General features: G+C 67.0%; 28 protein-coding genes and 1 tRNA gene. 8 read left to right on the top strand and 21 right to left on the bottom strand.

Features of this window, described 5'->3' with window-relative positions:
- Window position 1: 1 nt before the first annotated feature.
- A complete protein-coding gene (locus GDJ08_RS03660) occupies window positions 2-628 on the bottom strand; it encodes a DUF47 domain-containing protein (RefSeq protein ID WP_136006363.1) in 627 nt (208 codons plus the stop codon).
- Window positions 629-911: 283 nt separating this feature from the next.
- On the opposite strand from GDJ08_RS03660, the gene GDJ08_RS03665 reads away from it, so the two are divergent.
- Both GDJ08_RS03665 and GDJ08_RS03670 read left to right on the top strand, forming a co-directional pair.
- Complete coding sequence (locus GDJ08_RS03665) at window positions 912-2,222, top strand: hemolysin family protein (protein ID WP_136006361.1); 1,311 nt, start codon at window positions 912-914, stop codon at window positions 2,220-2,222.
- A complete protein-coding gene (locus GDJ08_RS03670) occupies window positions 2,206-2,862 on the top strand; it encodes an exopolysaccharide biosynthesis protein (protein WP_136006359.1) in 657 nt (218 codons plus the stop codon). The genes GDJ08_RS03665 and GDJ08_RS03670 overlap by 17 nt, the downstream gene beginning before the upstream one ends.
- A 43-nt stretch (window positions 2,863-2,905) precedes the next feature.
- On the opposite strand, the gene GDJ08_RS03675 is transcribed toward GDJ08_RS03670, so the two are convergent.
- From GDJ08_RS03675 to GDJ08_RS03690, 4 genes are all read right to left on the bottom strand, one after another.
- Entirely contained in the window at window positions 2,906-3,406 is a 501-nt protein-coding gene (locus GDJ08_RS03675; RefSeq protein WP_153164317.1) for a pyridoxamine 5'-phosphate oxidase family protein, read from the bottom strand.
- 95 nt (window positions 3,407-3,501) lie between these two features.
- On the bottom strand, window positions 3,502-4,497 hold the full coding sequence (locus GDJ08_RS03680) for an LLM class flavin-dependent oxidoreductase (RefSeq protein ID WP_136006355.1): 996 nt from the start codon (window positions 4,495-4,497) through the stop codon (window positions 3,502-3,504).
- A gap of 94 nt (window positions 4,498-4,591) precedes the next feature.
- Window positions 4,592-5,338 carry a sulfurtransferase gene (locus GDJ08_RS03685; protein ID WP_153164318.1) on the bottom strand — a complete coding sequence of 249 codons (747 nt, stop codon included), beginning with the start codon at window positions 5,336-5,338 and terminating at the stop codon, window positions 4,592-4,594.
- A gap of 46 nt (window positions 5,339-5,384) precedes the next feature.
- A complete protein-coding gene (locus tag GDJ08_RS03690; protein WP_136006351.1) occupies window positions 5,385-5,750 on the bottom strand; it encodes a DUF6164 family protein in 366 nt (121 codons plus the stop codon).
- Window positions 5,751-5,814: 64 nt separating this feature from the next.
- Here GDJ08_RS03690 and GDJ08_RS03695 point away from each other — a divergent pair, with 64 nt between their 5' ends.
- Both GDJ08_RS03695 and GDJ08_RS03700 read left to right on the top strand, forming a co-directional pair.
- Window positions 5,815-6,243, top strand: coding sequence for an FKBP-type peptidyl-prolyl cis-trans isomerase (locus tag GDJ08_RS03695; RefSeq protein WP_136006349.1), 429 nt, complete (start codon window positions 5,815-5,817; stop codon window positions 6,241-6,243).
- 9 nt (window positions 6,244-6,252) lie between these two features.
- Window positions 6,253-7,494, top strand: a complete 1,242-nt coding sequence (locus tag GDJ08_RS03700; RefSeq protein WP_153164319.1) for a TIGR03862 family flavoprotein — start codon at window positions 6,253-6,255, stop codon at window positions 7,492-7,494.
- 12 nt (window positions 7,495-7,506) lie between these two features.
- Here GDJ08_RS03700 and GDJ08_RS03705 read toward each other — a convergent pair whose 3' ends face one another.
- The 5 genes from GDJ08_RS03705 to GDJ08_RS03725 form a co-directional block, all read right to left on the bottom strand.
- A complete protein-coding gene (locus tag GDJ08_RS03705) occupies window positions 7,507-7,965 on the bottom strand; it encodes a GNAT family N-acetyltransferase (protein ID WP_136006344.1) in 459 nt (152 codons plus the stop codon).
- Between the two features lie 9 nt (window positions 7,966-7,974).
- The gene (locus tag GDJ08_RS03710) at window positions 7,975-9,597 is read right to left on the bottom strand and encodes an FMN-binding glutamate synthase family protein (protein WP_153164320.1); all 1,623 of its coding nucleotides are present in this window, start codon (window positions 9,595-9,597) and stop codon (window positions 7,975-7,977) included.
- A 31-nt stretch (window positions 9,598-9,628) separates the two neighbouring features.
- Entirely contained in the window at window positions 9,629-10,915 is a 1,287-nt protein-coding gene (locus tag GDJ08_RS03715; RefSeq protein ID WP_136006340.1) for a nucleotide sugar dehydrogenase, read from the bottom strand.
- A 300-nt stretch (window positions 10,916-11,215) separates the two neighbouring features.
- Window positions 11,216-11,671, bottom strand: a complete 456-nt coding sequence (locus tag GDJ08_RS03720; protein ID WP_153164321.1) for a BLUF domain-containing protein — start codon at window positions 11,669-11,671, stop codon at window positions 11,216-11,218.
- 112 nt (window positions 11,672-11,783) lie between these two features.
- Window positions 11,784-12,788, bottom strand: coding sequence for a TraB/GumN family protein (locus GDJ08_RS03725; RefSeq protein ID WP_229296432.1), 1,005 nt, complete (start codon window positions 12,786-12,788; stop codon window positions 11,784-11,786).
- Between the two features lie 138 nt (window positions 12,789-12,926).
- Between GDJ08_RS03725 and GDJ08_RS03730 the strand changes: the two genes are divergently transcribed.
- Window positions 12,927-13,349, top strand: a complete 423-nt coding sequence (locus GDJ08_RS03730; protein ID WP_262071971.1) for an HD domain-containing protein — start codon at window positions 12,927-12,929, stop codon at window positions 13,347-13,349.
- 205 nt (window positions 13,350-13,554) lie between these two features.
- Here GDJ08_RS03730 and GDJ08_RS03735 read toward each other — a convergent pair.
- The 3 genes from GDJ08_RS03735 to GDJ08_RS03745 form a co-directional block, all read right to left on the bottom strand.
- Window positions 13,555-13,641 (bottom strand) — tRNA-Leu (locus GDJ08_RS03735).
- Between the two features lie 48 nt (window positions 13,642-13,689).
- On the bottom strand, window positions 13,690-15,099 hold the full coding sequence (gene hemN, locus GDJ08_RS03740; protein ID WP_136006335.1) for an oxygen-independent coproporphyrinogen III oxidase: 1,410 nt from the start codon (window positions 15,097-15,099) through the stop codon (window positions 13,690-13,692).
- 44 nt (window positions 15,100-15,143) lie between these two features.
- Window positions 15,144-15,581 carry a group III truncated hemoglobin gene (locus tag GDJ08_RS03745; RefSeq protein WP_136006333.1) on the bottom strand — a complete coding sequence of 146 codons (438 nt, stop codon included), beginning with the start codon at window positions 15,579-15,581 and terminating at the stop codon, window positions 15,144-15,146.
- 191 nt (window positions 15,582-15,772) lie between these two features.
- Here GDJ08_RS03745 and GDJ08_RS03750 point away from each other — a divergent pair, with 191 nt between their 5' ends.
- Window positions 15,773-16,069: a DUF4118 domain-containing protein gene (locus GDJ08_RS03750; RefSeq protein WP_136006330.1), complete on the top strand. Its 297-nt coding sequence runs from the start codon at window positions 15,773-15,775 to the stop codon at window positions 16,067-16,069.
- Window positions 16,070-16,071: 2 nt separating this feature from the next.
- The gene (locus GDJ08_RS03755) at window positions 16,072-17,163 is read left to right on the top strand and encodes a 4Fe-4S dicluster domain-containing protein (RefSeq protein WP_153164322.1); all 1,092 of its coding nucleotides are present in this window, start codon (window positions 16,072-16,074) and stop codon (window positions 17,161-17,163) included.
- Window positions 17,164-17,196: 33 nt separating this feature from the next.
- Here the strand turns inward: GDJ08_RS03755 and GDJ08_RS03760 are convergent, their stop codons facing one another.
- The 5 genes from GDJ08_RS03760 to GDJ08_RS03775 all read right to left on the bottom strand — a co-directional run bounded on the left by GDJ08_RS03760 (window position 17,197) and on the right by GDJ08_RS03775 (window position 19,892).
- Complete coding sequence (locus GDJ08_RS03760) at window positions 17,197-17,442, bottom strand: hypothetical protein (protein ID WP_136006325.1); 246 nt, start codon at window positions 17,440-17,442, stop codon at window positions 17,197-17,199.
- 417 nt (window positions 17,443-17,859) lie between these two features.
- Window positions 17,860-18,309: a BLUF domain-containing protein gene (locus GDJ08_RS03765; RefSeq protein ID WP_136006323.1), complete on the bottom strand. Its 450-nt coding sequence runs from the start codon at window positions 18,307-18,309 to the stop codon at window positions 17,860-17,862.
- 134 nt (window positions 18,310-18,443) lie between these two features.
- On the bottom strand, window positions 18,444-18,881 hold the full coding sequence (locus GDJ08_RS03770) for a hypothetical protein (RefSeq protein WP_153164323.1): 438 nt from the start codon (window positions 18,879-18,881) through the stop codon (window positions 18,444-18,446).
- 297 nt (window positions 18,882-19,178) lie between these two features.
- On the bottom strand, window positions 19,179-19,442 hold the full coding sequence (locus GDJ08_RS19980) for a hypothetical protein (RefSeq protein ID WP_165699755.1): 264 nt from the start codon (window positions 19,440-19,442) through the stop codon (window positions 19,179-19,181).
- A 51-nt stretch (window positions 19,443-19,493) separates the two neighbouring features.
- Window positions 19,494-19,892 (bottom strand): hypothetical protein, encoded by a 399-nt coding sequence (locus tag GDJ08_RS03775; protein ID WP_153164324.1) that lies wholly within the window; start codon window positions 19,890-19,892, stop codon window positions 19,494-19,496.
- Between the two features lie 97 nt (window positions 19,893-19,989).
- On the opposite strand from GDJ08_RS03775, the gene GDJ08_RS03780 reads away from it, so the two are divergent.
- Entirely contained in the window at window positions 19,990-20,655 is a 666-nt protein-coding gene (locus GDJ08_RS03780; protein ID WP_153164325.1) for an SOS response-associated peptidase, read from the top strand.
- Window positions 20,656-20,811: 156 nt separating this feature from the next.
- Here the strand turns inward: GDJ08_RS03780 and GDJ08_RS20425 are convergent, their stop codons facing one another.
- From GDJ08_RS20425 to GDJ08_RS03795, 3 genes are all read right to left on the bottom strand, one after another.
- Window positions 20,812-21,258, bottom strand: coding sequence for a BLUF domain-containing protein (locus GDJ08_RS20425; RefSeq protein ID WP_153164326.1), 447 nt, complete (start codon window positions 21,256-21,258; stop codon window positions 20,812-20,814).
- A 126-nt stretch (window positions 21,259-21,384) separates the two neighbouring features.
- Entirely contained in the window at window positions 21,385-21,720 is a 336-nt protein-coding gene (locus tag GDJ08_RS03790) for a hypothetical protein (protein ID WP_153164327.1), read from the bottom strand.
- 1 nt (window position 21,721) lies between these two features.
- Window positions 21,722-24,313 carry a hypothetical protein gene (locus GDJ08_RS03795; RefSeq protein WP_153164328.1) on the bottom strand — a complete coding sequence of 864 codons (2,592 nt, stop codon included), beginning with the start codon at window positions 24,311-24,313 and terminating at the stop codon, window positions 21,722-21,724.
- Between the last annotated feature and the right edge of the window lie 6 nt (window positions 24,314-24,319).

Below are 24,319 nucleotides of genomic sequence, written 5' to 3' on the forward strand. Positions count from 1 at the left end.
GTCAGCTGTTCTTCAGCACGATCTGGTACGCCACCACACCGGCCTCGCGGCAACGGTCGATGGCTTTTTCCAGGATCTCGAAGAACTCCTTGAGCAGGAACATCTGCAGGTTGTCCAGGCGGCCGGAATAGATGTCGCGGTACAGCTCGAGCATCAGGCGGTCGGCCTCGTTCTCCAGCGATCGCAGCTTCTCGTTGAGCGCGGTCATCCGGTCCAGATTCATGTGGCGCAGGTCATTGACCATCTCCACGACCACGCTGGCGGCCTGCTCAAGCATCGCCGCGCGCGGCGCGAAGTCGATGTGCTCCAGGTGGGTGGTGGCCAGCGAGTAGCGATCGGCGAACTTCTCGATCTGCTTGGGAATCTTGTACAGCGCCGAGCCCAGCGCTTCGATGTCCTCGCGCTCGATCGGGGTCATGAAGCTGTCCACCAGCGCCTGGCTGATCTTGTCCGACGCGGCGCGTTCGCGCAGGCGGGCCAGCTTGAAGGCGTCCAGCGCGGGCTGGCGGTCGGCCGCGCGCAGCATCGCGTGCAGCGCCTTGGCGCTGTCCTGGGCGGCCTGCGCAGCCTCGTCCAGCAGGGTGTAGAACTGTTTGCCGGAGCCGAAAATGGTCTGCAGAGAGAACATTGAGAAACCTATTCGCCGTCGAGGAAGGACGGCACCGGGCGGAATTATGACGGTTTGATGTCCATTGCGGGTACTCCCCCCCGATCTTCACGCCAGGGTGGCCCCGCCTGAACGACTCTGTTTGCGTCACTGCCCCGGCCTTTTGTTAAGATGCACGGGCACCTTCGGGTGCACTCTATGGACGACGACCCTTACCCCCCTCCGCACCGCCGCGCCTTCCCGCGCCCCGGTAGCCGACATCGCTTGAACACGCCCTCCCTGCCACCAACCGGGGACGACGCCCGTGTTTGAACTGATTATTGTCCTGGCCCTGATCCTTCTCAACGGCTTCTTCGCCATGTCCGAAATGTCGGTCATGACCTCGCGCAAGAGCCGGCTCAAGCAGATGGCCGCCAGCAGCAAGCGCGCCGCACGGGCGCTGGAGCTGTCTGAAAAGCCCGAGAGCTTCCTGTCCACGGTCCAGATCGGCATCACGCTGATCGGCATCCTGACCGGTGTCTTCGGTGGCGAGGCGATCGGCCTGGCCATCGCCCAATGGCTGCACGGCCTGTTCCCGGGGTTTGTCTATGCCAGCGAAGTGGGCAAGGCGCTGGCAGTGGCCCTGATCACCTTCCTGACGCTCATCTTCGGTGAACTGGTGCCCAAGCGGCTCGCGATCACCCGCTCGGAAGATATCGCCGGCCTGGTCGCCTGGCCGATGGGCTGGCTGTCGCGCATCGCCTTCCCGGCGGTGTGGCTGCTCTCGCACAGCACCCGGCTGGTGCTGCGGGTGCTTGGTCTGGGCAAAGACGAAGCGGCCTCCGTGACCGAAGAAGAAATCCGCATGCTGGTGGCCGAGAGCCACGAGGCCGGCGTGATCGATGCGCACGAGCGCGACATGATGAACCGGGTGATGCGCCTGGGCGACCGCACGGCCGACAGCCTGATGACGCCGCGCAACCGGATCGCCTGGCTGGACACCGTGGCGGCCCCGGAGAAGAACATTGCGACCATGCGCGAGAACGAGTTCTCGCGTTACCCGGTGTACCGCGACAACGACCAGGACATCGTCGGCGTGCTCGAGGTGAAAAGCCTGGTGACGCGCCTGGTGCGCGACGACCACTCGCTGTTCCAGCACCTTCGCGAGCCGCTGTACGTCTCCGAATCCACCCACGCGATGAAGCTGCTGGAGATCTTCCGCGAGGAACAGCAGTCGATGGCGCTGGTGGTGGACGAGTACGGCGAGATCCAGGGCCTGGTGACCATCAGCGACCTGATGGGTGCGGTGGTCGGCCGGCTGCAGTCGGTGGAGAACGTGGACGAAGACGCCCTGGTGGTGACCCGCGAGGACGGCTCGTACCTGGTGGACGGGTCGCTGTCGATCGAGGACCTGCGCGAACTGATGGGCAATGCCGAACTGCCCGATGCCGAAGACGGCGATTACTACACGCTGGCCGGCATGTGCATCCATTTCTTCGGGCGCATCCCGCACGCGGGCGAGTATTTCGACTGGGCCGGCTGGCGCATCGAGATCGTCGACCTCGATGGCGCACGCGTGGACAAACTGCTGCTGCGCACGCTGTCCGAAGAAGAGACCGATGAACTCACCGGCTGATCCCACTCCGCCGGACCAGGACCGGCCCGACTATCGCAACGAGGGCATCCGCACCCTGCTGGCGATGTTCGACCACGGCGACCCGGAAGAGCGCCTGCGGCTGGGCCAGATCCTGCAGAACCTGCAGCAGAGCGCGTTCGGCGTGTTCCTGTTCGTGGCGATCCTGCCGGCCTTCATCCCGATCCCGGGCATTGGCGGGGCGGTCAGCGGCCCGCTGATCCTGCTGATCGGGGTCCAGATGCTGTGCGGGCTGCGGCGGCCCTGGCTGCCGGGCTTCATCGCCAACCGCGGCCCCAAGCGCGGCACCATGCACCGCTTCCTGGCCCGCATCGACGGCGCGCTGCGCCGCCTGGACCGGCTGCTCAAACCGCGCCTGCCGGGCCTGCTGTCGCCGCTGCCGGCCCATGCCTTCACCGGCCTGCTGCTGATCCTGGTGGGGGTGATGCTGTCGCTGCCGATCCCCTTCACCAACTACCTATTCGGCTTCCAGCTGCTGCTGTTCGCCCTGGCCCTGCTCGAGCGCGACGGCGCGCTGATGCTGGCCAACTGGATCGGCGCGGTGGCCGCTGTGCTGTTCTTTGGCTTCAGCTCGGGGCACCTGGTGAGCTACACGGTGGAGCTGTTCAACAAGTGGTTCTGATGTGTCCCGACCCGCGGTCGGGACCCACCTCGTCAGCCCTGGCTCAGCGCAGATCGACCACGCCGTTGTCGGACAACGCGCCCGGCTCGTCGTTCATCGCCGACAACACGAAACTCAGGGCGCTGCCCAGCAGGCCGCCCGGGCCATCCCAGTACTCGGCCGATTCGGCGCTGACGTGGATCAGGCGCAGGTTCGGGTCGTCCGGACCGCCGGGGAAGAACAGCTTCATCGCCGGCGACCACAGTTCCTCGGCCTTGGCGCGGTCATCGATCACCCGCGCGGTGCCGGCCACCGACACATAGGTGTTGCCCGAGGTGGAGGCGTAGGCCACGTTGACCCGCGGATTCAGTGCGATCTCGGCCACCTTCGGGCTGTCGGCCGCAGTCGCGAACCACAGGTCGCCATCGAACTCGACCTCCTGGGTACCCAGCGGACGGCTGTAAAGGCGGCCGTCGACACCGACGGTGGTGAACATCGCGATGTCGATGCCGCGGATCATCTCGGCCAGTTGCCGGATGTGCTGTAGGCGGTCGTGTTCTGGCATGGGAGGACTCCTGCAAAAAAGGAGCTCCATCACACCGGATTGCCGGCTACGACGGCGTGAACCGGCCGGTCACGCCGCCTTCGCGGGGGCACGCCCTACGGCGTGGCACTCCCGTCGCGGTGCGCCTGCATCGCCAACCCGAACGAACGCCTGCGCGCGGCATGGTCGTAGATGTTGGCGGTGAGCAGCAGTTCGTCCGGCCTGTGCCGCGCGACGAAGGCCGCCATGCCCTCGCGCACCTGGTCCAGGTCGCCCACCACCGCGCAGGCCAGCGCGTTCTCCACGCCGAGCTTTTCGTGCGGCTGCCAGAAGTCCTCGATGTCGTCGATCGGCGGCGGGATCAGGCCCGGCCTTCCGCGACGCAGGTTGACGAAGCTTTGCTGCTGGGTGGTGAACAGACGCTTCGCTTCGGCCTCCGAATCGGCAGCCACCACGTTCAGGCCCAGCACGGCGTAAGGGGCATCGAGGTGCTCGGAACGGCGGAATTCGCGGCGGTAGACCGCCAGTGCCTCATCCATCGCATCCGGCGCGAAATGCGAGGCGAACGCAAACGGCAACCCCATCGCCGCCGCCAGGCGCGCACTGAACAGGCTGGACCCGAGCAGCCAGACCGGCACCGGGATGCCTGCGCCGGGAACCGCGCGCACGGCCTGGCCGGGCTGGGCCGGCTGGAAGTAATGGAGCAGCTCGCGTACGTCCTGCGGGAACTGGTCGGCGCTGTCGAAGTAGCGGCGCAGTGCGCGGGCGGTCGGCTGGTCGGTCCCCGGGGCGCGGCCCAGGCCGAGATCGATGCGGTCCGGATACAGTGAGGCCAGCGTGCCGAACTGCTCGGCCACCTGCAGGGGCGAATGGTTGGGCAGCATGATGCCGCCGGCTCCCACGCGGATGCGCCGGGTACCGCCGGCGACATGGCCGATCAGCACAGCCGTGGCGGCGCTGGCGATGCCGGGCATGTTGTGGTGCTCGGCCAGCCAGTAGCGGTGGTAGCCCCAGCCCTCGGCGTGCTGGGCCAGGTCCAGCATGTTGGCGAAGGCCTGCGTGGTATCGCTGCCTTCGCAGACCGGGGCCAGATCAAGTATCGACAGGTGCATGGACGCGTTCCATCAAAGGGTATGCCCCTGAGATGGGGCCGATTCCCCCCGTCGCCATGCCCGGCAGCGAGACGCTGATTTTCGCGTTCAGCCGTCAACCGGCAGGCGCGTCCACCAGCGGCTTCAGGTCCGCATCCAGCGCCACCCGCTCATCGAACACGAAACAGCGGCCCTCGTAGCCCTCCCCGCCCACGGCCTCGAAGTACCCGAGAATGCCGCCGTCGAGCTGCAGCACGTTGTCCATGCCGTCGTTGCGCATCCACAGGGCCGCCTTCTCGCAGCGGATGCCGCCGGTGCAGAAGCTCACCACAGTGCTGTCACGCAGCGCCTCACGGTGCGGCGCCAACGCCTCCGGCAGATCGGTGAACTTGGTGATCGGCAGTACCAGCGCATCCTGGAAGGTGCCGTACGCGATCTCCTGGGTGTTGCGGGTGTCCAGCATCACCACGGGTTTGCCGGCGTCGTCGTGGCCCTGGCGCAGCCAGCGCTGCACCGTGGCCGGGTCCACCGACGGCGCCCGCGGATAGGCCAGCGGCTGGCCGTCGTCGATGCGGAAACTGATGATCTCCGGCTTGACCTTGGCCTTGAGCCGGGCGAACGGCTGCATCCGGCTGTAGCTGGTCTTCACGCGTAGATCGGCGAAACGCGGGTCCTCGCGCAGCGCGGCGTAGAAGGCGTCGATGCCGGCTTCCGGGCCCGCCAGGAACAGGTTGATGCCCTCGCCCGCCACCAGCACGGTGCCGCGCAGGTCGGCGGTGGTGGCACGCGCCAGCAGGGTCGCACACAGCGCGTCCGGGTCGGCAATGGAAGTGAAGTGGTAGGCGGCGGTATTGGCGATCATGCCGCCATTTTACCGCCCCCTCCGCCCCTGTGGCGCCGCGCCGTGTTCAGCCGCGCAGCAGCATGAACGGCAGCAGCACCAGGGCCGCCGCCGCCACCATGCCCAGCAGCACCGCCACCACGAACAGCGGCCGACGACGGGCCAGCGTCGCGAAGGTCTCCGCGCTGCCGTCGCGCAGCGCCGCCTGGCGTTCGGCGCGCACCCGCTCGCCGCGCGCCTGCTGGTACCCGGCCATCAGGGCCTTGGCACGCGGATGGTCCTCGTTGTCGCGGATCCAGATGCCGCCCCATGAGATTCCCCACGGGCTGGGCTCGGTGCGGTAATGGGCGATGCCCGCCTGGTCCAGCAGGGCGGTCACGTCCTGGATTTCATCGTCCGCGACATGGCGCAGGTTGAGCAGCAGTTTCGACATGCCCCCATGATACCGCCCGGCGATGCGCTACCCTTGCGTCCCGTTTTCCTGACCTGGAGCTGCCATGCGCCGCCTGCTCATTCCATTGATGTTGTCGCTGCTGGCCGGCTGCACCCCGCCCGGCCCGCCGCCCGGTGGCAGCATCGCGCAGTTCCAGAAGATCGATACCCAGCCCGGGACCGGTGCCGAGGCCACGCCCGGCAGCCGCATCAGCGTGCACTACACCGGCTGGATCTACGACGAACGCACCGCCGACAAGCACGGCGAGAAGTTCGACAGCTCGGTCGATCGCGGCGAGCCCTTCAGCTTCACGCTCGGCAAGGGCGAGGTCATCAAGGGCTGGGACGAGGGCTTTGCCGGCATGAAGGTGGGCGGCAAGCGGACGCTGATGATTCCGGCCGAGTACGGCTACGGCGCCCGTCGCGCCGGGCCGATTGCCCCGGGCTCCTCGCTGGTGTTCGATGTCGAACTGCTCGACGTCACTCCGCGCTGACCGTTGCGCATGAGCATTGAACGCAGTGCCCCGCGACGGGTAGCCATCATCGGCGGCGGGCCGGCAGGCCTGATGGCCGCTGAAACCGTGCGCGCCACGGGGCATCAGGTGGACGTGTACGAAGCCAAGGGCTCGCCGGGACGCAAGTTCCTGATCGCCGGCAAGGGCGGCTTGAACCTGACCCACTCCGATCCGCACGACCTGTTCGTATCACGCTACCGCGAGCGCGCGGCCGAAGTCGGCGACTGGCTCGCCGACTTCGATGCCGATGCGCTGCGCGCCTGGGCGCTGGGCTTCGGCGTGGAGACCTACGTGGGCAGCTCGGGCCGGGTCTTCCCAGTGGATCGCAAAGCCGCGCCGCTGCTGCGGGGTTGGGTGCGACGGCTCAAGGAACAGGGCGTGCGTCTGCATGTGCAGCACCGCTGGACCGGCTGGGATGCCAACGGTGACCTGTGTTTCGATACGGCGGACGGCACGCACACCGTGACGGCGGACGCCGTGGTGCTGGCGATGGGGGGCGGGAGCTGGCCCCAACTGGGTTCCGACGGCGCCTGGAGGGCGCCGATGGCCGCGCGCGGCATCGACATCGCCCCCCTGAAACCGGCCAACTGCGGGTTCGACCTGGACTGGACCGCGTACTTCAGCGAACGCCAGGCCGGTGCCCCGTTGAAGCCGGTGGTGGCGCACTGGATTGACCTCCACGGTCAGCCGCGCTCCCTGCAGGGCGAGTGCGTGATCACCGCCAACGGCATCGAAGGCAGCCTGATCTATGCGCTGGCCGCCGACCTGCGCGATGCGCTGGCCCGCGATGGGAAGGTGCAGCTGCACCTGGACCTGCTGCCCGGGCAGACCGAGGCGCAGGTGCTGGAGAAGCTGCTGCGCCCACGTCAGGGCCGCAGCTTCGGCGAGTATCTGCGCCGCCAGTTGGGTCTTGGCGGGGTCAAATCGGCGCTGCTGTTCGAGGTGCTGGGCAAGGAGGCGGGACAGTTGCCGCCGGAGCGTATCGCGGCGGCGCTCAAGCGGCTGCCGTTGTCGCCCCTTCGCCCGCGGCCGCTTGCCGAGGTGATCAGCACCGCCGGTGGCGTCCGCCTGGAGGCGCTGGACGCGCAGTTGATGCTGCGCGATCTGCCCGGCACCTTCTGCGCCGGCGAAATGCTGGACTGGGAAGCCCCCACCGGCGGCTACCTGCTGACCGCCTGCTACGCCAGCGGGCTGCGCGCCGGCCGCGGCGTGATCGACTACCTGGGATAGCGCCGGCCGGCCCTACCCGCGCTGCATGCGCACCGAGGCGAGCGACACTCCGCTGGGGTGCGCGTAAGCCTCTTCGCGCAGCGGCTGGAAGCCCGCGCGCCGGTAGAACGGCACAGCGTTGAGCGAGGCTGACAACACCAGCGGGCGCGACGGATCGCCCAGCGCCACCATCGCGTCCATCAGTGCCCGGCCGATGCCCCGCCCACCCTGGTCGGGATCGACGAACAACGCATCGATCTCATTGCCGGCCTGGTCGATCACCCCGTAGCCGAGCAGGTGGCCCTCCGCGTCCTCGGCGACGATGCAGCCGCCCTGCCCGATCAGTGCGCGGTAGTGCGCCGGCGGAGGCGAGGCCGCCCACGGCGCGATCACCTCGGGTGGATAGGCCGCACTGCAGATTTCGCGCACGCACCGCGTGCGCAGTGCCCACAGAATATCGGCTTCGTCCGCACGACCGCTGCGCAGTTGCATGGTCATCCCTCAGCGCGACTTGCTGGACCGCAGCGCCTGGATGCGCGCCGGCGGCTGGAAGGAATCGCTGCGTGCATCGGCCCAGTAGTCGTGGAAGACCGCGTGGTCCGGCACCCGGCGCAGCAGCTCGCCGGGCGACAGATAGCGATACAACGAGGCCAGCGAGCGGATCTCGACCGGCGATACCCGGCGCAGGATGTGTTCCGGCCCCAGCTCGGACGGATCGTTCAGGCCTGCCGCACACAACAGGTCGCGCAGCGCGCGCAGGGTGTTCTCGTGGTAGTTGTGCACCCGCGACGCCTTGTCGGCCGCGTCCAGGTGACGCCAGCGGTGCGGATTCTGCGTGGCGATCCCGGTGGGGCATTTGTCGCTGTGGCAGCTCAGCGACTGGATGCACCCCAGCGCGAACATGAAGCCGCGCCCGGCATTGCACCAGTCCGCGCCCAGCGCGATGGTGCGCGCGATCTCGAAGGCGCTGGTGACCTTGCCCGCCGCACCGATCCGGATGCGATCGCGCAGGTCCAGGCCGACCAGGGTGTTGTGCACGAGCAGCAGCGCTTCGTGCATCGGCACCCCGACATGGTCGATGAACTCGGCCGGCGCCGCGCCGGTGCCACCCTCGGCACCATCGACGACGATGAAGTCCGGCAGCAGGCCGGTCTCCTGCATGGCCTTGGCGATGCCGAACCATTCCCACGGATGGCCGATGGCCAGCTTGAACCCCACCGGCTTGCCGCCGGACAGCTCGCGCAGCCGTGCCACGAACTGCAGCAGCTCCACCGGCGTGTTGAAGGCCGAATGCCGGGACGGCGACACGCAGTCCACCCCCATCGGCACGCCACGGGTGATGGAAATCTCCTCGCTGACCTTCGCCGCCGGCAGCACGCCGCCGTGGCCGGGCTTGGCGCCCTGCGAGAGCTTGATCTCGATCATCCTGACCTGGTCGTGGTTGGCGTTGGCCACGAACTTCTCTTCGCTGAATCCACCGGCATCGTCGCGGCAACCGAAGTAGCCCGAGCCGATCTCCCAGACCAGATCGCCGCCCATTTCCCGGTGGTACGGCGAGATCGAGCCTTCGCCGGTGTCATGGTAGAAACTGCCGCGACGCGCACCTTCGTTGAGCGCGCGGATCGCATTGGCCGACAGCGAGCCGAAGCTCATCGCCGAGATGTTGAACACACTGGCCGAGTACGGCTTGGCACAGTTGGGTCCGATCAGGATGCGGAAGTCGTGGTGGCCGATGTCGGTGGGCGCGAGCGAATGGTTGATCCACTCGTAATCCACCGCATAGGTGCTGCGCAGCGTCCCGAAGGGCACCACGTCCATATCATTCTTGGACCGCTGGTAGATCAGCGCCCGCTGCTGCCGCGAGAACGGCACGTCCTCCAGGTCGCTCTGCACGAAGTACTGGCGGATCTCCGGGCCGATCGATTCCAGCCCATAGCGGAAGTGCGCCATCACCGGGTAGTTGCGTCGCAGCGTGCTGCGTTTCTGCAGGAGATCCCAGGTCCCCAGCCCCACCACGACGGCGCTGATGCCAACGCCCCAGTACCAGGCGGGCCAGATATCGGCCAGCCACAGGCAGACCGGGAACAGCAGGATGGCGAGCAGGTAGACAAGGTACCGATGCATGGCATTCCTCGAATCAAAGACGTCTTCGAGTCTACAGCCGGTCGTCCACCACGTCGCGCGGCCACACCGACTTCACGTCGTACACCACACCGCCGGGCGCCAGCAGCGCACGCACGTCCTCGGCGCTGAAGGCGCGGAAGCGCGCGTGCGCCACCGCCAGCACTACCGCGTCGTAGGCGTGCGGGGCCGGGGCATCGATCCAGTCGACACCGGCATCAGCCAACACGGCCGGACCCACCCACGGATCGTGCACCTCCACCCGCGCACCGCTGGCCTGCAGCGTCTGCGCCAGCTCCAGCGCACGGCTGTTGCGCAGGTCCGGGCAGTTTTCCTTGAACGTCACCCCCAGCACCAGCACGCGCGACCGGGCCGGGGCCCGGCCCCGCCCCGCCAGCAAGGCCAGCACCCGCTGCGCAACGTGTGCGCCGACGCGGTTGTTGACCTGGCGGGCGGTATGGATGAGATCGGGGTGGTAGCCCACGCTTTCGGACTTGTGCAGCAGGTAGTACGGGTCCACGCCGATGCAGTGGCCGCCGACCAGCCCGGGGCGGAACGGCAGGAAGTTCCATTTGCTGCCGGCCGCATCCAGCACGTCCTGCGTGTCGATATCGAGCCGGTCGAAGATCAGCGCCAGTTCGTTGACCAGCGCGATGTTGACGTCGCGCTGGATGTTCTCGATCACCTTGGCGGCTTCGGCCACGCGGATGGACGGCGCCGGCCAGGTGCCGGCGCGGATGATGCGCGCATACAGCGCGTCGACCACGGCCGCCACCGCGGGCGTCGACCCGGACGTGATCTTGCGGATGTCGGCCAGGCGCCGCTCGCGGTCGCCAGGATTGATCCGTTCGGGGCTGTACCCGCAGTGGAAGTCCTGGTTGAACACCAGCCCGGAGCCGGCCTCCAGCAGCGGGACGCAGACCTCCTCGGTCGTACCGGGGTAGACGGTGGATTCGTAGATGACCAGATCGCCACGCTTGAGCATGCCGGCAATCAGCATGCTGGCGCTGCGCAACGGCTCCAGATCCGGTTGTTCCATCGCATCGATGGGGGTCGGCACGGTGACGATGTACACGTTGCAGGCGGCCAGCGCGTCGGGGCGGTCGGTGTAGCGTGCGTGGACCGCCGAGGCCAGCTCGGCAGCCTCCATCTCCAGGGTGTGATCGTGTCCGCGTTGCAGCTCGGCCACCCGCACCGGGTCGATGTCGTATCCCAGGGTCGGCAGTTCGCGCCCGAAGGCCACCGTCAGCGGCAGCCCGACATATCCCAGGCCGATGATCGCAATATCGGGGCGCGTAGCGGCCGTGACCACCGCGCTCACGCCTTCCCTCCGGACGGGTGGAGGGCGGCAATGGGCTGGAACAGGGGAGAATCGACGAACTTCATGGGGTACGGCGCCCGGGGCTTTGCAATGCCGGCAAGACTAGCGCGTGCACCGGCCCGCCACAAAGATTCCCTCCCGCCCCAAAAACAATGGCCGCCGCCCGTGGAGAGTACGGACGACGGCCTGCAAAGTGGTCCAGCTGCGGTTACTACCCTTTCAGACAGCCCCAGGGTGGTACCCCGCATGACTGATCACAGCTGGTAGGCACAGCTTAGACGGGCAACCGTGATCATTGTGTTACGACCCCAACGTGAGCGCCGCAGGTTCCAGTTCGCCATGCACGCCTGTCCACAGTTCCAGCAGGCGGGTGAATCCGACAGTGCGGCCATCCGCTGCCGGCGGCTCGACCGCGAACCTGGCCCAGGCACCATCGGCGATGCTGGCCAGCACCTCGGGCTCGATCGCCGCCGACGCCATCGTCCAGCGCGGAAAGTTGCGGGCCGGAATCCGGGCGTGCAGCAGTTGTCGCAGATTGCGGTGGACGCGCGAATTGAGCACCCGGTGGTAAACCGAATTGACGCCGTCGTCCGGGCCTTCGAAATACTGGAGAAAATGGTGGCCGTCGAACATGAGCACGCCCGTCACCCCGGCAACCTTGTTGAAGCTGCCAGCCGCCGCCAGTATCTGATCTATATCGGAAGCTTGAATCCCATCGACAGCGTCACTTACGTACGCAATCGCACACAGCGGCATGAAAGAGTATCCAGAGGAGTTTTACTGACTATGCCATGAACGTTTATGCGTTGATAGATGACCGGCGCGACACTCCCGACCGGTCCGCGCGTCAGAAAACCGTCGCATCCGCTCAGGGATTTTCCACTTCGTACCCCGACCGGCGCAGCTCGTCCAGGTAGCCACCGGGGGCAAGCAGGGAAAACACCGGCACCACCGCGAACGTCACGGTATTGCGCTTCAGGGCATCGCGCGCATGGCCCAGCCATTTCTCCTGCGCGCGCCGGTCCAGGTCGGTCAGGCCGCGGCGGCGGCCAAACTCGCTGCGCTCCACCGCGTCCACGCAGGCACCGTACTGGCTCTGCACGGCCATCCGCTGCAGGGCATCGATGTCACCCACCGACCAGGCATTCGCGCGCTCGACCAGGATCGGCAACTTGCTCTCCACCACGTCCAGGGTGCGTTCGAAGCACGCCACGTCGTCCAGGCTGCTGGCGCGCACGTCCTTGAGTGCCTGGCGCGGGTCGTCGATGCGGATCACCAGCCGCGTCGAGACCGGCGTGTGACCGTGCGCTTTGGCTGCCTTGTCCAGCACCTCCGAGACGGCGGAGCGCTGCTTGAGACCGACCTTCTTCAGCGCCGCGCCATACAGCTCCGTTGCCGCCACCAGAGGCCGGTCCTTCTCAATACCGCCATCGCGGCCGATGTACCGCTTCTTCTGGACTTCCCAGCGCGCGTACAGCGCGGGCGGCAACACCTCCTGCAGGCGACGCCCATCCGGGCTGCGCGCGGCCTTCATCGCCGACGGCAACAGGGTCAACCCCTTGAAGAAACCAATGTCGGCGTCCAGCGTCCAGCCCGGTGCGGCCAACATCTGCTGCGCCTCGGCGACGACGGCATCGACCTCGTCCGACCGCCACTCCAGCGTGGCCGGCAACGGGCTGACCGTGCCCAGGATCCACAGCGTGTGTCCGTCGCTGGACGAGACTCTCCACAGTCCAGGACCGGGCTGCGCGCCGGAGACCACCACCGGCGCCATGTCCACCACCGGCGGCTGAGGCGATTGCGCATGCACCGCCGCCGTCCAGGCCAGCAGCGCCCCCATCAGTGCCATCCCTGCACGCGTCGCGTTTGCCATGTTTCCCTGTCCATGATGGTGTGTGTCGCACAGCGTAATGCGGCCCTTGAGGCGCTGCGTAAAGTTTGCGTTCTGCCGCGCGGTGTCGTTCTCCGCGCATAATGCGGTTCCGGTCAACAGGGAGAAGGCGTCATCGATATCGCGCTTCGTGCCGCCGCGCTTGCCCGCCGTGCGCATGCCGACCAGGTCGATAAAGCCGGGCATCCCTATATTGGCCATGTTGCCCGGGTCGCCGCCCGGGTGCACGGCGACCCGGAGGCCGAAGCCGTGGCGTGGCTGCACGACGTGGTGGAGGATTGCCCGGACTTCGCCGACGAGGTGGACGCCTTTCCGGCGCCGATCGTGGCCGCGGTCCAGTGCCTGACCCGCCGCGACGGCATCACGGCCGAGGCCTACTACGCGGCCATCCGCGCCAATCCACTGGCATTGAAGGTCAAGCTGGCCGACATCGCCGACAACCGCGACCCGGCACGCCTGGCGTACCTGCCCGACGCGATGGCGCAGCGCCTGACAGAAAAATATGCGCACGCACTGCACGCGCTGGGCGCGGCGCCGACGTAAGAACGCAGATGCGGGCGCATTGATGCGCCGCACGCGCCGCACGGCCCGCCTACCGCCAGATTGCCATTGTCCTTACCATCCCCCCGATGCAGATCGGGTTGCCCGTGCAGGGCGTCGGTGGGTCCGCGCCCTTGCGGCACCGCGCCGGGGACGGGACAGGATAGATGCGTCATGTCCGCCGTACGGGGGACGGAGGGTCGGTGGCTGGTGCCCGGAGCCGGAATCGAACCGGCATGGAGTTGCCCCCGGCGGATTTTAAGTCCGATGCGTCTACCAGTTTCGCCATCCGGGCCGCGGCCATAGGGTGCCTGATCGCGCCCGGATTTGGAATGCGCGCCGTTCAGATCGCCCGCGAGTAGCGCACCGGCTGGTCGGGACGCGCCAGGTAGCGGTCAAAGCACATCGCCAGCAGCCGCAGCAGCGGCCGGCCGCGTTCGGTGGCACGCACGATGCCGGCGTCGTGCTCGGCCAGGCCGTCCTGCTGCAGCGGTGCCAGCGCGGCCAGGCCGTCGGCGAAGTAGCTGTCGAAATCCACGCCGTAGCGCGCTGCCACCGCGCGCCCATCCACCTCGCCCTGGCACATCAGCTGGCCGATCAGTTCGGCGCGCAGTTCATCATCGGCATCCAGCGCCAGGCCACGCCACACCGGTATCCGTCCTGCATCCACGGCCTGCTCCCAGGCGGGCAGCTCGCGCGGGTTCTGGCTGTAGTGCGGGCCGATGTGGCTGATGGCGCTGGCGCCCAGTCCGACCAGGTCGGTATCGGCGTGGGTGGTGTAGCCCATGAAGTTGCGGTGCAGCTGGCCAGCGCGCTGCGCGCGGGAGAGGTCCTCGTCGGGCAGTGCGAAGTGGTCCATGCCGATGTACTGGTAACCGGCATCACCCAGGCGCTGCACCGCCAGGCCGAGCAGCGCCAGCTTCTGCTCCGGCGTCGGCAGATCGCTGTCGGCGATCTGCCGCTGCGCCTTGAACAGGTGCGGCAGATGCGCGTAGCCGTACACCGCCAGACGATCCGGGCGCTCGCGCAGCACGGTCTCCAGCGTCTGTGCAAAGCCCGACAGCGTCTGCCGCGGCAACCCGTAGATCAGGTCGACATTGACCGAGCGCAGGCCGTAGGCGCGGCACGCCTGCAGAATCGCCAGTGTCGGCGCCACCCCCTGTTCGCGGTTGATCGCCTGCTGCACCTGCGGGTCGAAGTCCTGGATGCCCAGGCTCGCGCGGTTGAAGCCCAGCTCGGCGAGCACGGCGATGTCCGGAGGCGCGATGAAGCGCGGGTCCAGCTCGATCGAGAAATCGCGAGAGGCCGACGCGCTGAATCGGAAGCGGCTGCGCAGGCCGTCGATCAGCGCGCGCAGTTGGACCGCATCGAGAAAGTTGGGCGTGCCGCCGCCCAGATGCAGCTGGATCACCTCGCGCGCGGGATCGAACAGCGGCGCAATGCGGTCGGCCTCGCGCAGCACGCGGGCGACGTAGGCCTCGCCCCTGCTGCGGTCGCGGGTGATCACCCGGTTGCAGCCGCAGTAGAAGCACGGGCTGGTGCAGTACGGCACATGCACATACAGCGACAGCGCGCGCGCCGTGACGTTGCTGGCGGTGATGGCCCCTTCCAGCGCGGCGGCGTCGAAGCCGTCGTGGAAGTGCGGCGCAGCCGGATACGAGGTGTAGCGCGGTCCGGGCCGGTCGTGACGGCGCAGCAGCTCGGGGTCGAAGTGCCAGGCGAGGCCGGCAGCGGCGGGCGTGATCATATCCATGCCACCAGCGTGCCAAGACCGGAACCGGCGCGCATTGCGCCAGATCAATCCAGGCGTGGCTGCCCCAGCATCGGCAGGCTCGGCCAATGCAGCATCTGGAAGCGTCGCCAGAACGTGTCCGCAATGCGCGCGGCCACGTCATCGGCCAGGCGTTGCATGGGCGGATTGCCGCACTCGGCCGTGGTGATCCGGAACAGGCACAGCCAGCGGTCGAACAGATCGCGGTCCAGCTCCTTCATGGCCATGTGCTTGGGCATCGGCGCCCCTTTGAACCGCCGCGTGCCGCGCAGCATCGCCGACCAGAAATCCACCAGTTGGGCCAGGTGCGCGTCCCAGTCGTCCACGCGTGCGGCAAACACGGGCGCCAGCCGCGGTTCCGCGCGCACCCGGGCATAGAAGTCATGCACCAGGCGGGTGACCTCCGCTTCGCTGCACAGGGCGGGCGCAGCAACGGGCAACGGGTTTTGGGGTAGTTCCGGCATGGGGGCCAACTGGTTGGAACGGGGAGCAGGTTCCGGGTCGGGGGAGGTGTACGCCTTGATCAGGATCAATGTCGCCGGCCTCCACCGCGCCTAGGCTGGACGCACCTGCAGGATGCGCGCAGCGGCGTCCCCGGCCTCCGGTGGCGCGAAGTATAGACGCGCCCTGCCCCTCTCTCCTGACCGGGGCTGCAATGTACGATCCGCACGACTCGCCCGACCCCGCCCGCCGGCAACGGCTGATCCAGTACTGGGGCGCCGTGCTGTGGCCCAGCTTCATCGCCGCCGGTCTGGCCAGCCTGGTGTTCTTCGCCTTCGTGGACCCGCTGCAGCTGCACCAGATCAGTTTTCCGCAGCATGCGATCAGCCGCGAACTGGGTTACACGGTCGGCTTCTTCATGTTCTGGGTCGTCACCGCCGCCGCCAGCACGCTGACCGGATTTCTGCTGCGGCCACCGCAGCGGGACGACGACGACCTGCCACTGGGATGAACATGCCGCGACGGGTTCCCCTGCACCTGGTGGAGACAGCACCGCCGCTCCCCCCCGTGGGCCGCCGGCGCGCGCCCCCCCGCTGGCGTCCGCTGTTGTCGCTGGGGCTGCTGGCTGTCTTCTACGCCCTGCCCTGGCTGCGCTGGAACGGCAGCCAGGCGCTGCTGCTTGACCTCCCCGCACGGCGCTTCGATCTGTTCGGCCTGACCCTGTGGCCGCAGGATGCGTGGGTGGTCCTGGGCGCGCTGGCGGTGCTTGCGACCGGCCTGGTGCTGCTGACCAACCTCGGCGGCCGGCTGTGGTGTGGGTACGGATGCCCACAGACGCTCTGGAGCCGTCTGTTCGGCTGGATCGACCGCGCCACCGCGCGTTTGGTGCGCCGGCCGGCCGCTGCGTGGGCCGTCAGGCATCTGCTGTGGGTGATGGTCGCGCTATGGACCGGAATCACCTTCGTGGGGTTCTTTACGCCCATCGATACCCTGGTCGCCACCCTCTGGCAGCCCGCATGGCGCGGCTGGGAACGCTTCTGGGTGCTGTTCTATGCGCTCGCCACCTGGGGCAATGCCGGCTTTCTGCGCGAGCAGGTGTGTCGCCACCTCTGCCCTTATGCGCGGGTGCAGGCAGCATTCTGCGACACCGATACCCCACGCATGGGGTACGACGCGCGCCGCGGCGAACCGCGCGGCCCCCGTCCGGCCGGCCAGGGCGGCGTGATCGAACGTGGCCGGGGCCTGCTCGATCCAGTCAGCGCCAGCGACTATGCCTTCCGCGCCGCGCATGCCGACATCGCCGGTCCCATGCCCCACTTCAGCGCGGACCGGCTCGGCGACTGCGTGGACTGCGCCGCATGCGTGCTCGCCTGTCCGATGGGTCTGGACATCCGAACCGGTCCGCAGGCCGACTGCATCGCCTGCGGCGCCTGCGTGGACGCCTGCAACGAGCAGATGCGGGCATGGCGGTTCCCCCTCGGACTGATCCGTTATGAAAGTCCGCGCCGTGCCCAACAGCAACGGCGCCGCTGGTGGCGTCCGCGCACACTGGCCGCCGGCACCTGCCTGCTGGCGCTGCTGTGCATCGGTTGGCACTGGTGGTGAGCTCCCCCGTGCCCCGGACTCCCCGGCCGGTGGTCAACGTGCGCGCGGACGCCCCGGGCTGCGCGGCGGCACCATCTGCGCGCGACGCACGATGCCCAGCTGTTCGATGATCAGGGCCAGTTCGTTGGTCACCCGCGTGCGCGAGGTACCTTGTGGTACCAGGCGGTCGAGCACCCGCTGGTATGTTGTCCAGAATTCCGGGCCACAGCCATGTTTGACATAGCTGGCTTCCAGCTCGGTCCGCACTCCCTCAGCCAAGCCATGTGCGCCGTATTGCATACGACCTCCGGTGGACTTGCCCTGCGTGGTGTCGATAAACCGCGTGATTGCGACGTAGACGTACGTTCACCCCTGGTTCACCCCAACCTTGCACGTTCTCCACGCCAAGTCAATGGCCGCGACAGGGTACGCATCAAGGCACCTGAATCATTCAGAGTTGCACGTCAGCCTCGCACCATGATGTGCCCGGGTTGTTGACAGGGTCATGTCAGTGCCGCGGCGCGGCGGGGCGAGGTGAAAGGTCCGGTCACGACGATGCCCGGCGGGGCGTCACGCGCAGAGGGGAAACGACCAGGGAGAGTCGACTGCGCGCCGGAGGCCGGCGCATGGGATGGTGCGCCGACCGGGATACGCTAATGAACGGACGGCACGCCCGCCATCGGAGCAGGACGAAAACTGCGGTGTGCCGGCTGCCGGCTATCGTGCGTGCTGATCCAGCAGCGCCTCCGGGACGTGCGGCGCCACCGTCTGCACCAGCAACCCCATGCCGGCCGTGACCGCTGGCCCGTGCTCCAGGTGATGGGCGAAGCCGAGCCAGTCACCAGCACTCAACTGCCGGATCAGAGCGGGTTCGACGCCAAGCCAGCGCATGCCCCAGTAGGGGAACGCACGGCTGGAAACACGCCCGCGCGCCAGTTCGACCAGGTGCTCATGGCTGCGCGCCTGCAGGACGCGTTCGTACACCGCCGACACCCCATCATCGGGTCCTTCGAAGTACTGAAGAAAGCGCCCGCCGTCGTAGAGCAGCACCCCGGTGACGCCAGCCACGCCATTGAAGCGGGCCGCATCCTCGACAAGCGCTTCCAGGGCGGTAGTGGAGAGGCTGGGACGCGCCTCACTGACGTAAGCAATCGCACGCAGGGGCATGGGTGATATCCAGGTTCAAGCAGGCCATCATGCTTGCACGATTCCCTCCTCGGGAAGTGGGCGCTGCCTGAAGCATTCATACCGACAGGATCGGCAAAGCGCCGCGCACACGGTCCCGGGAAGAAACGCGCGGGCTACTGCGCGCCACGGGTGATGCGCGCGCCGCTGGCGGTACGTGCGGTGTCCTCAAGCGCGTCAGCGGTGGTTCTGCGAACCGGCAGGCGAAAGTCGAGCGAACTGTGGTCCTCCAGAATCAGGCGCACGGTCAGCACGGCGTGCTCGTCACAGTCTGGCGCGCAGGTGGGGACATGGCTCGCCCCCACCATCTCGGCCAGTGCCGCGTCGCCGACAATCGCGCGCACCACGTCGGTGTCGCCAAGCCGTGATTCGAGCTGCGCCTTGAGGTTGTTGTCGGACAGCACATCGCCTGCGGATTTCCCCGCAGCCGCGGCGACGTTCAGGCGCTCGACGGAAATCTCGTAGCGCGGCGTGGGCCGCTCACCGCCCGACGCGCCGGCTGGCATCGACAGGCCGGCAACAGCCAGAGCAACCATCATGTCCAGCACACCCATGCAGTCCTCCTGTTCAACGCGTTGTGCCCCTCAGCGTACAACCAGCACCCTGCGCGCAGACAACAAAAAGCCCGCTGTTGGCGGGCTGATCGTTTGAATCAAGATGGAGGCCTGGGTCGGAATTGAACCGGCGTACGCGGATTTGCAGTCCTGACCAGAAGGTTGATGCGTCAAGGGCTTTGAGGGCAATTCCGTTCCGCAAACGCCTCCGAATCAACCCATTCAGGCCTTAGTGCCGCAAGGGGGTGTCGCCGATTGCGGAACGCTCAGAGGACAACCGACAGACATGCGCAGGCACTACAGAGGCTTGATCGGGAACTTGTGTCTGGCATACTTGGCGAGCACTTCGGCCCGTAACCGCTCCTGGTGCCGCTCGACCCAAAGCTCCACACCCATTATTCCGGTGTCGTAGCTCTGGCAAGGCCTCTTATTCCGGCGCTCCCGCTGCACGTCCAGCTCGGCGAACCACGCCCCGGTGTCCACCCGCTGGTGAAGTCTGACCACCCACTGCCCCCTGTGCCGGATCACGTCCGGGCGGCAGTCAGGGCTCGGGAGGGACATCGCCCATTCGAAGTCGTGAGGAAGCATAGGAGCAGGATACGGATGACCGTCTCAGGCCCTGCGATCCGGCAGCGACGAACCAGGCTTGGATTGCGCCCTATGCATCAGGAACTCGTCGCGTACCCGCTCGTTGTGGCTACGCCTCGAACACCTGCCAGGAAGAGCCCACAGTCCCTGCTCGTTCACGTCGGCATCCCAGTCCGCGCCGGCGAGGGTCTCGTCAAGTTGGTGGGGACGGCGCGACGCGCGATAGATTGCATCCGCTACCGCTTCCATCTCATGGACGAACCAGCGGTAGCCATTGACGCAGATCGCCACCGGCTGGTCGGTCGGACCTGGATATTGGGGCAGCAGCTCTTGAAGACCGGCGGCAGCCTCAGCGACCGTCAGAGTCCGGAAGTTGGGTGTGGCCGCCCAATGGTCGAGGATGCGCACGGCACCGGGAGTCATGTCGTTCTCCTTCACTAGCCGGGCACTCGATACTCACGCCCGGCGGGTAAAAGTGGCGCGAATGCCCCCTCACTAAACGGGGAACGGGATCACAATTATGTGCGGCCGATTCGTCCAGACCCCCATTCGCGACGCTGACGCGAGGCTGTTCCCCCAGCTCGTGGGCGACCTGCTGTCGATGCCAGCCAGTTACAACCTGGCACCGACCCAGCGCGCGTCGGTGATTCTGGACCGCGGCACTGGCCTCCAGCTCACCCGGCTGTCCTGGGGCCTCCTGCCCTTCTGGGCCAAGGCCAAGAAGCTCCAGGGCTCCACCATCAATGCCCGGATCGAGACGGTTGCCGAGAAGCCGGCATTCCGTGCAGCGTTCAAGAAGCGGCGGTGCCTGATCCCGATGGCCGGCTACTACGAGTGGTCCGTGAACGAGGAAGACGGGAAGAAGGACCCGTGGTTCATCCACGCGACGACGCCGCTGTGGGCCGCCGGCCTCTGGGAAGACACCAGCCCGCTGCTGGACCCGGACAACCTCGGCACCTTCACCGTCATCACCGGCGACAGCAGCGGCGTGTCGGCGGACATCCACGACCGGATGCCGGTGTGGCTGGACCCTGGCCGGGCCGAAGAGTGGATCGCAGCCGACGCAGACGCGGCGATGGCGATGCTGCTGGCCAGCGAGCCGCCGGCGATGGAGGCCTATCAGGTCAGTCGCGCGGTGAACACGCCCCGCAATAATCGGCCAGCGTTACTGGATCCCGCTGTGTGAAGGGGGAGCAAGGGGCTTGCTCATGCGGAGAAGGTCAGCCGTTATGCTAAGCACCCTCGACGGCCTTGAACTTATCGACCTTGCCCACCACCAAGTCGGCGGCATCTGCAGGCGGCACGGACACGCTGATTTGGCAGAAGCGCCCCCGACCCCTATTTAGCTTGCAGGTGGGGGGTCAGAATGCCAAAAGTCCGATAGCAGCCTAAGCCCGCCGTTCTCTTCTGAACTGTCAAGCAGATGCGAGTGAGCTCGCTCTGTCCAACGCGAAGCCTCAAGACGCTGGATCAATGATGCCTCCGCGTGCCGGCAAGCCATTGACCAGTTCCAAAAATGGCGCTCCGCGATGCTGCCGTTGAAAAGCACGTCGATATCGGCGTGCTTGCAAGAGAGCTTGATCCTCTCGAAAACAGCATCAAGCCCCTCCAAGGGACCCTCGATGTACTGGAAGAAACGGAAACCGTCGTACAGCAACGCTCCAGTGACGCTGTGCATTCGGTTATGCACAGAAGCGTCCACCAGGATCTGCTCAAGATCCGCGTTTCGGATACCGCCCACTGCCCTGCTGGCATAGACCAGCGCATGCACTTCAGTTTGTTCATTCATCGTGAGGAGACTACAGGTGGCAAGCACTTAGCTGACAAGTTCATCCTGAACAGTTCAGCCTACGAGTGACCAGCCTTTAGAATCGCGGAGGCTCAGCATTTCCGTCACGATCCAAGGCAACGGTGGCTACAGGGGCGGGATCGCCGGCGGCGCGCTCGCCTCGAACACGGCGTCGGTAGCAGCCTTGATCATGGCCATCAGCTTCCACCCAGGCTCAACCGTTTCCTCGCCGGTCACGGGGTGCTTCACGGTGTAGTCTCGCGCCAGCAGCTCGCTGATCCTTGCCGGCAGCACGCCGAGGAAGGTGCGCTCCAGGACCGTGCCATCGGACTGGGTGGTGATCTTCTCGAAGTGGAAGGTCACCGGACCGTCGTTCGTGTACGGGCTCCAGTCGATCCCGATGCGAGGCGCGATCGCCTCAACCTTCGTTCCGAACTGTTCGCTCTCGCTGATTACTGCCACGTCAACCCTCCGTACTGATCAAGGACAGCTCCTGGGAGCCGATGTGGAAATTGCTGCCGTTGGCCTCAGCCAGGGTGATCGGCCACAGGCCCGCCGCGCCGCTGAGCAGCACCCGATAGGCGAACGTCCCGACGCCAGGCAGGCCGTCGGTGAACGTGACACTGCCACCGACAGACGCTTCGTAGCTGTAGCTTCCCCACAGGTCGTCGTAATAGACGGTGGTCTGGCCGCCGACCTGCATCGAACTGACTGTCTCCCAGGCACCGCCGTTGTAGCTGCGCTGCAGGGTCATGATCACGCTGTTGGCGACCACGCCTGGCGTGCCCGAATCCAAGTAGCCGGTGTTGTGGTAGGCCAGGCTGAAGACCACTGTCTTGGGCGCTCCACCGGTGCCAAACGGCGGCGACTCCACCGTCGCGGCCGTAGAGACGGCCGTCGAGCGGTAGGCGTTGCGCCGGATGCCGGCCGAGAGTGAGCCCCCAAAGAAGCCGGCCCCCTTGTTGTCGAACCACAGCAGGCCGTTCGCCTTGCTGCAGGCATTCACGTCTGAGCCGACGCCAATCCAGAACAGCAGATCCCCTGTCGTTCCGAATGGCTTGCCGTGCGCCAGTAGAAGGCCGCCCGACCGCGTCAGCCAACGGCCACCCTCGAACGTGGTGCTGCCGGTATTGTTCGGGTCTACGATTCCGAAGCGGTCGGCCACGAAGTCGATGCGGCCGATGGTGCCGTTGTTTACCGAGGTCATGCCGATGGCGCGGCCGTTGACGTCAAGCGCCCAGGTGTAGGACGCCTGCAGCTGGCTCTGGCCGTTCTCCAGAGTCGTGGCGCGAACCTCCAAGGCCTGCGTGGCTGACGCGGTGGCCGCGGCGGCCACCTCGTCACTCCACACCGTTGGCGCCGCGCCCTGCTCCAGCTTCAGCCGGCGGAAAGACGATACGGCATCGGTCACCTCACAGATGATGCCCACAAGCAATCGGGTGGTGCCGGCGGGAACGTCGATCGTGCAGCTGTACCTGGTCCAGACACCGAGCTTGGTCGGGTCCGACAGCGCGGTGACCGACCCGATCAACCCGTCGTTGTTGTACGCGCTGATCGCCAAACGGGCATTGCCTTGCAGCCCGTTGCGGAAGATCTCGCCGGACAACGTGTGCATGCCCGGGGTAATCGGCCCAGGGATGAACTGATAGGAGGTGTCGTTGCTGGCGGTAGCGTGGATCGCCGCGAATGGTCCGTAGCTGGCGTCCGAGTACGCCCCGCCGCTCGCCGGGGTAGTCCAGGAGGCGAAGCCGCTGCGCCACGTGGGGTTCGCGATCATGTTGGGATTGGCTACGGTGGAAGCCTTTACCTGTGTGATCGCGATGCTGTTGGCGCTGACGGCGCCCTCGAGCTGCTGAACCTCACTGCGGAGAACCTGCAGCGCGGACGTCTCCGCCTTGCCCTCCACCGTTGCGTTGACCTGTTCGATGCGCTGCCCAAGCGCGCTGTCACGGCCCACACTGGCCTGCTCGACGGCAGTCACGGACGCTTGGGAAGCGAGACTGCCATCGCCGGCAGGTAGGCGTGCAACGACAGCGTCTGTCCGCTGAGCCTGCGCTGCGTCGCCGCTGGCGCGAGCCTGTGATTCGGCCACGACCGATGCTTCGCTTGCAACCATGCCCGAACCTGCTGGCATGCGCGCCTGCACCGCCTGCAGCTGGCCCGCCTGGGCCTCATCGGCTGACACCCGGGCATTTCGCTCCGCGATAACACTGGCCTCACTCGCGACCGCGGCAGCCCCGATCGGCATACGCACCTGAATCGCCTGCAGCTGCGCGGCTTGGGCCTCGATCTCGCTCGCGTTGACGGTGGTCATGGACAGCGCACCAGCGACTGCCTCACCCAGCGATGCGTACTCGCCGATCAGCTCCCACACGGCAGGAAACAGATCGGGCTGCTGTCCGCTGGTCTCCACCCGAGCGCGATACAGGCGACCGCCGGCCTGCACCAGATCGCCGACGGGGTACACGCCGTCGAATGACCATTCGTCCGCCTCGAGGATATCGGCCACCTGTGCCGCCACCGCATCCGCCCGTGCCACGGCGACGTCTCGAGCGAGGTCGGCCTTGGCAGTCGCGTCGGCTGCCGCTGCGGCAGCCACGCGAAGATCTTCATTGAACCGGACGATGCGCTCCTGACCGATCTGCCGGTTCAGCTCTTCCATTTCCGCGTAGTTCGGCACTTTGCCCGGGGTGCCCTCCACGATGGAACCCTCCCCGGGCTTGCCGCGCACGCTCGCCGTGATCTTGAACCACCACGCCTGCCCGCTCCCGTCGCTGTAGAGATAGCGGGTTTCCGTCGTACGGTGGATCTCCGTCCACGGGCCCTCCTGCGTCGGCCCCCGTTCGATGATGTAGACGACGCCCGCCTGGTCTACCGCCGCCCATTCGATCACCACCCCGTCAGCAACCGGGTTGGGGACAACGCCGTCCACCGGCGGCGTGACCGCTGCCGTGTAGACGACCGGGAACCATGAGGACTGCCGGGGCGCCGCCGGCGTCACCGACGGAAGCGCGCCCGCCCCGATCTCGATCAGGGTGATTTTCCTTGCCTGCATTGGGAA

The organism is Stenotrophomonas nematodicola (assembly GCF_009467805.1).
Taxonomy (GTDB): Bacteria; Pseudomonadota; Gammaproteobacteria; order Xanthomonadales; family Xanthomonadaceae; genus Stenotrophomonas; species Stenotrophomonas nematodicola.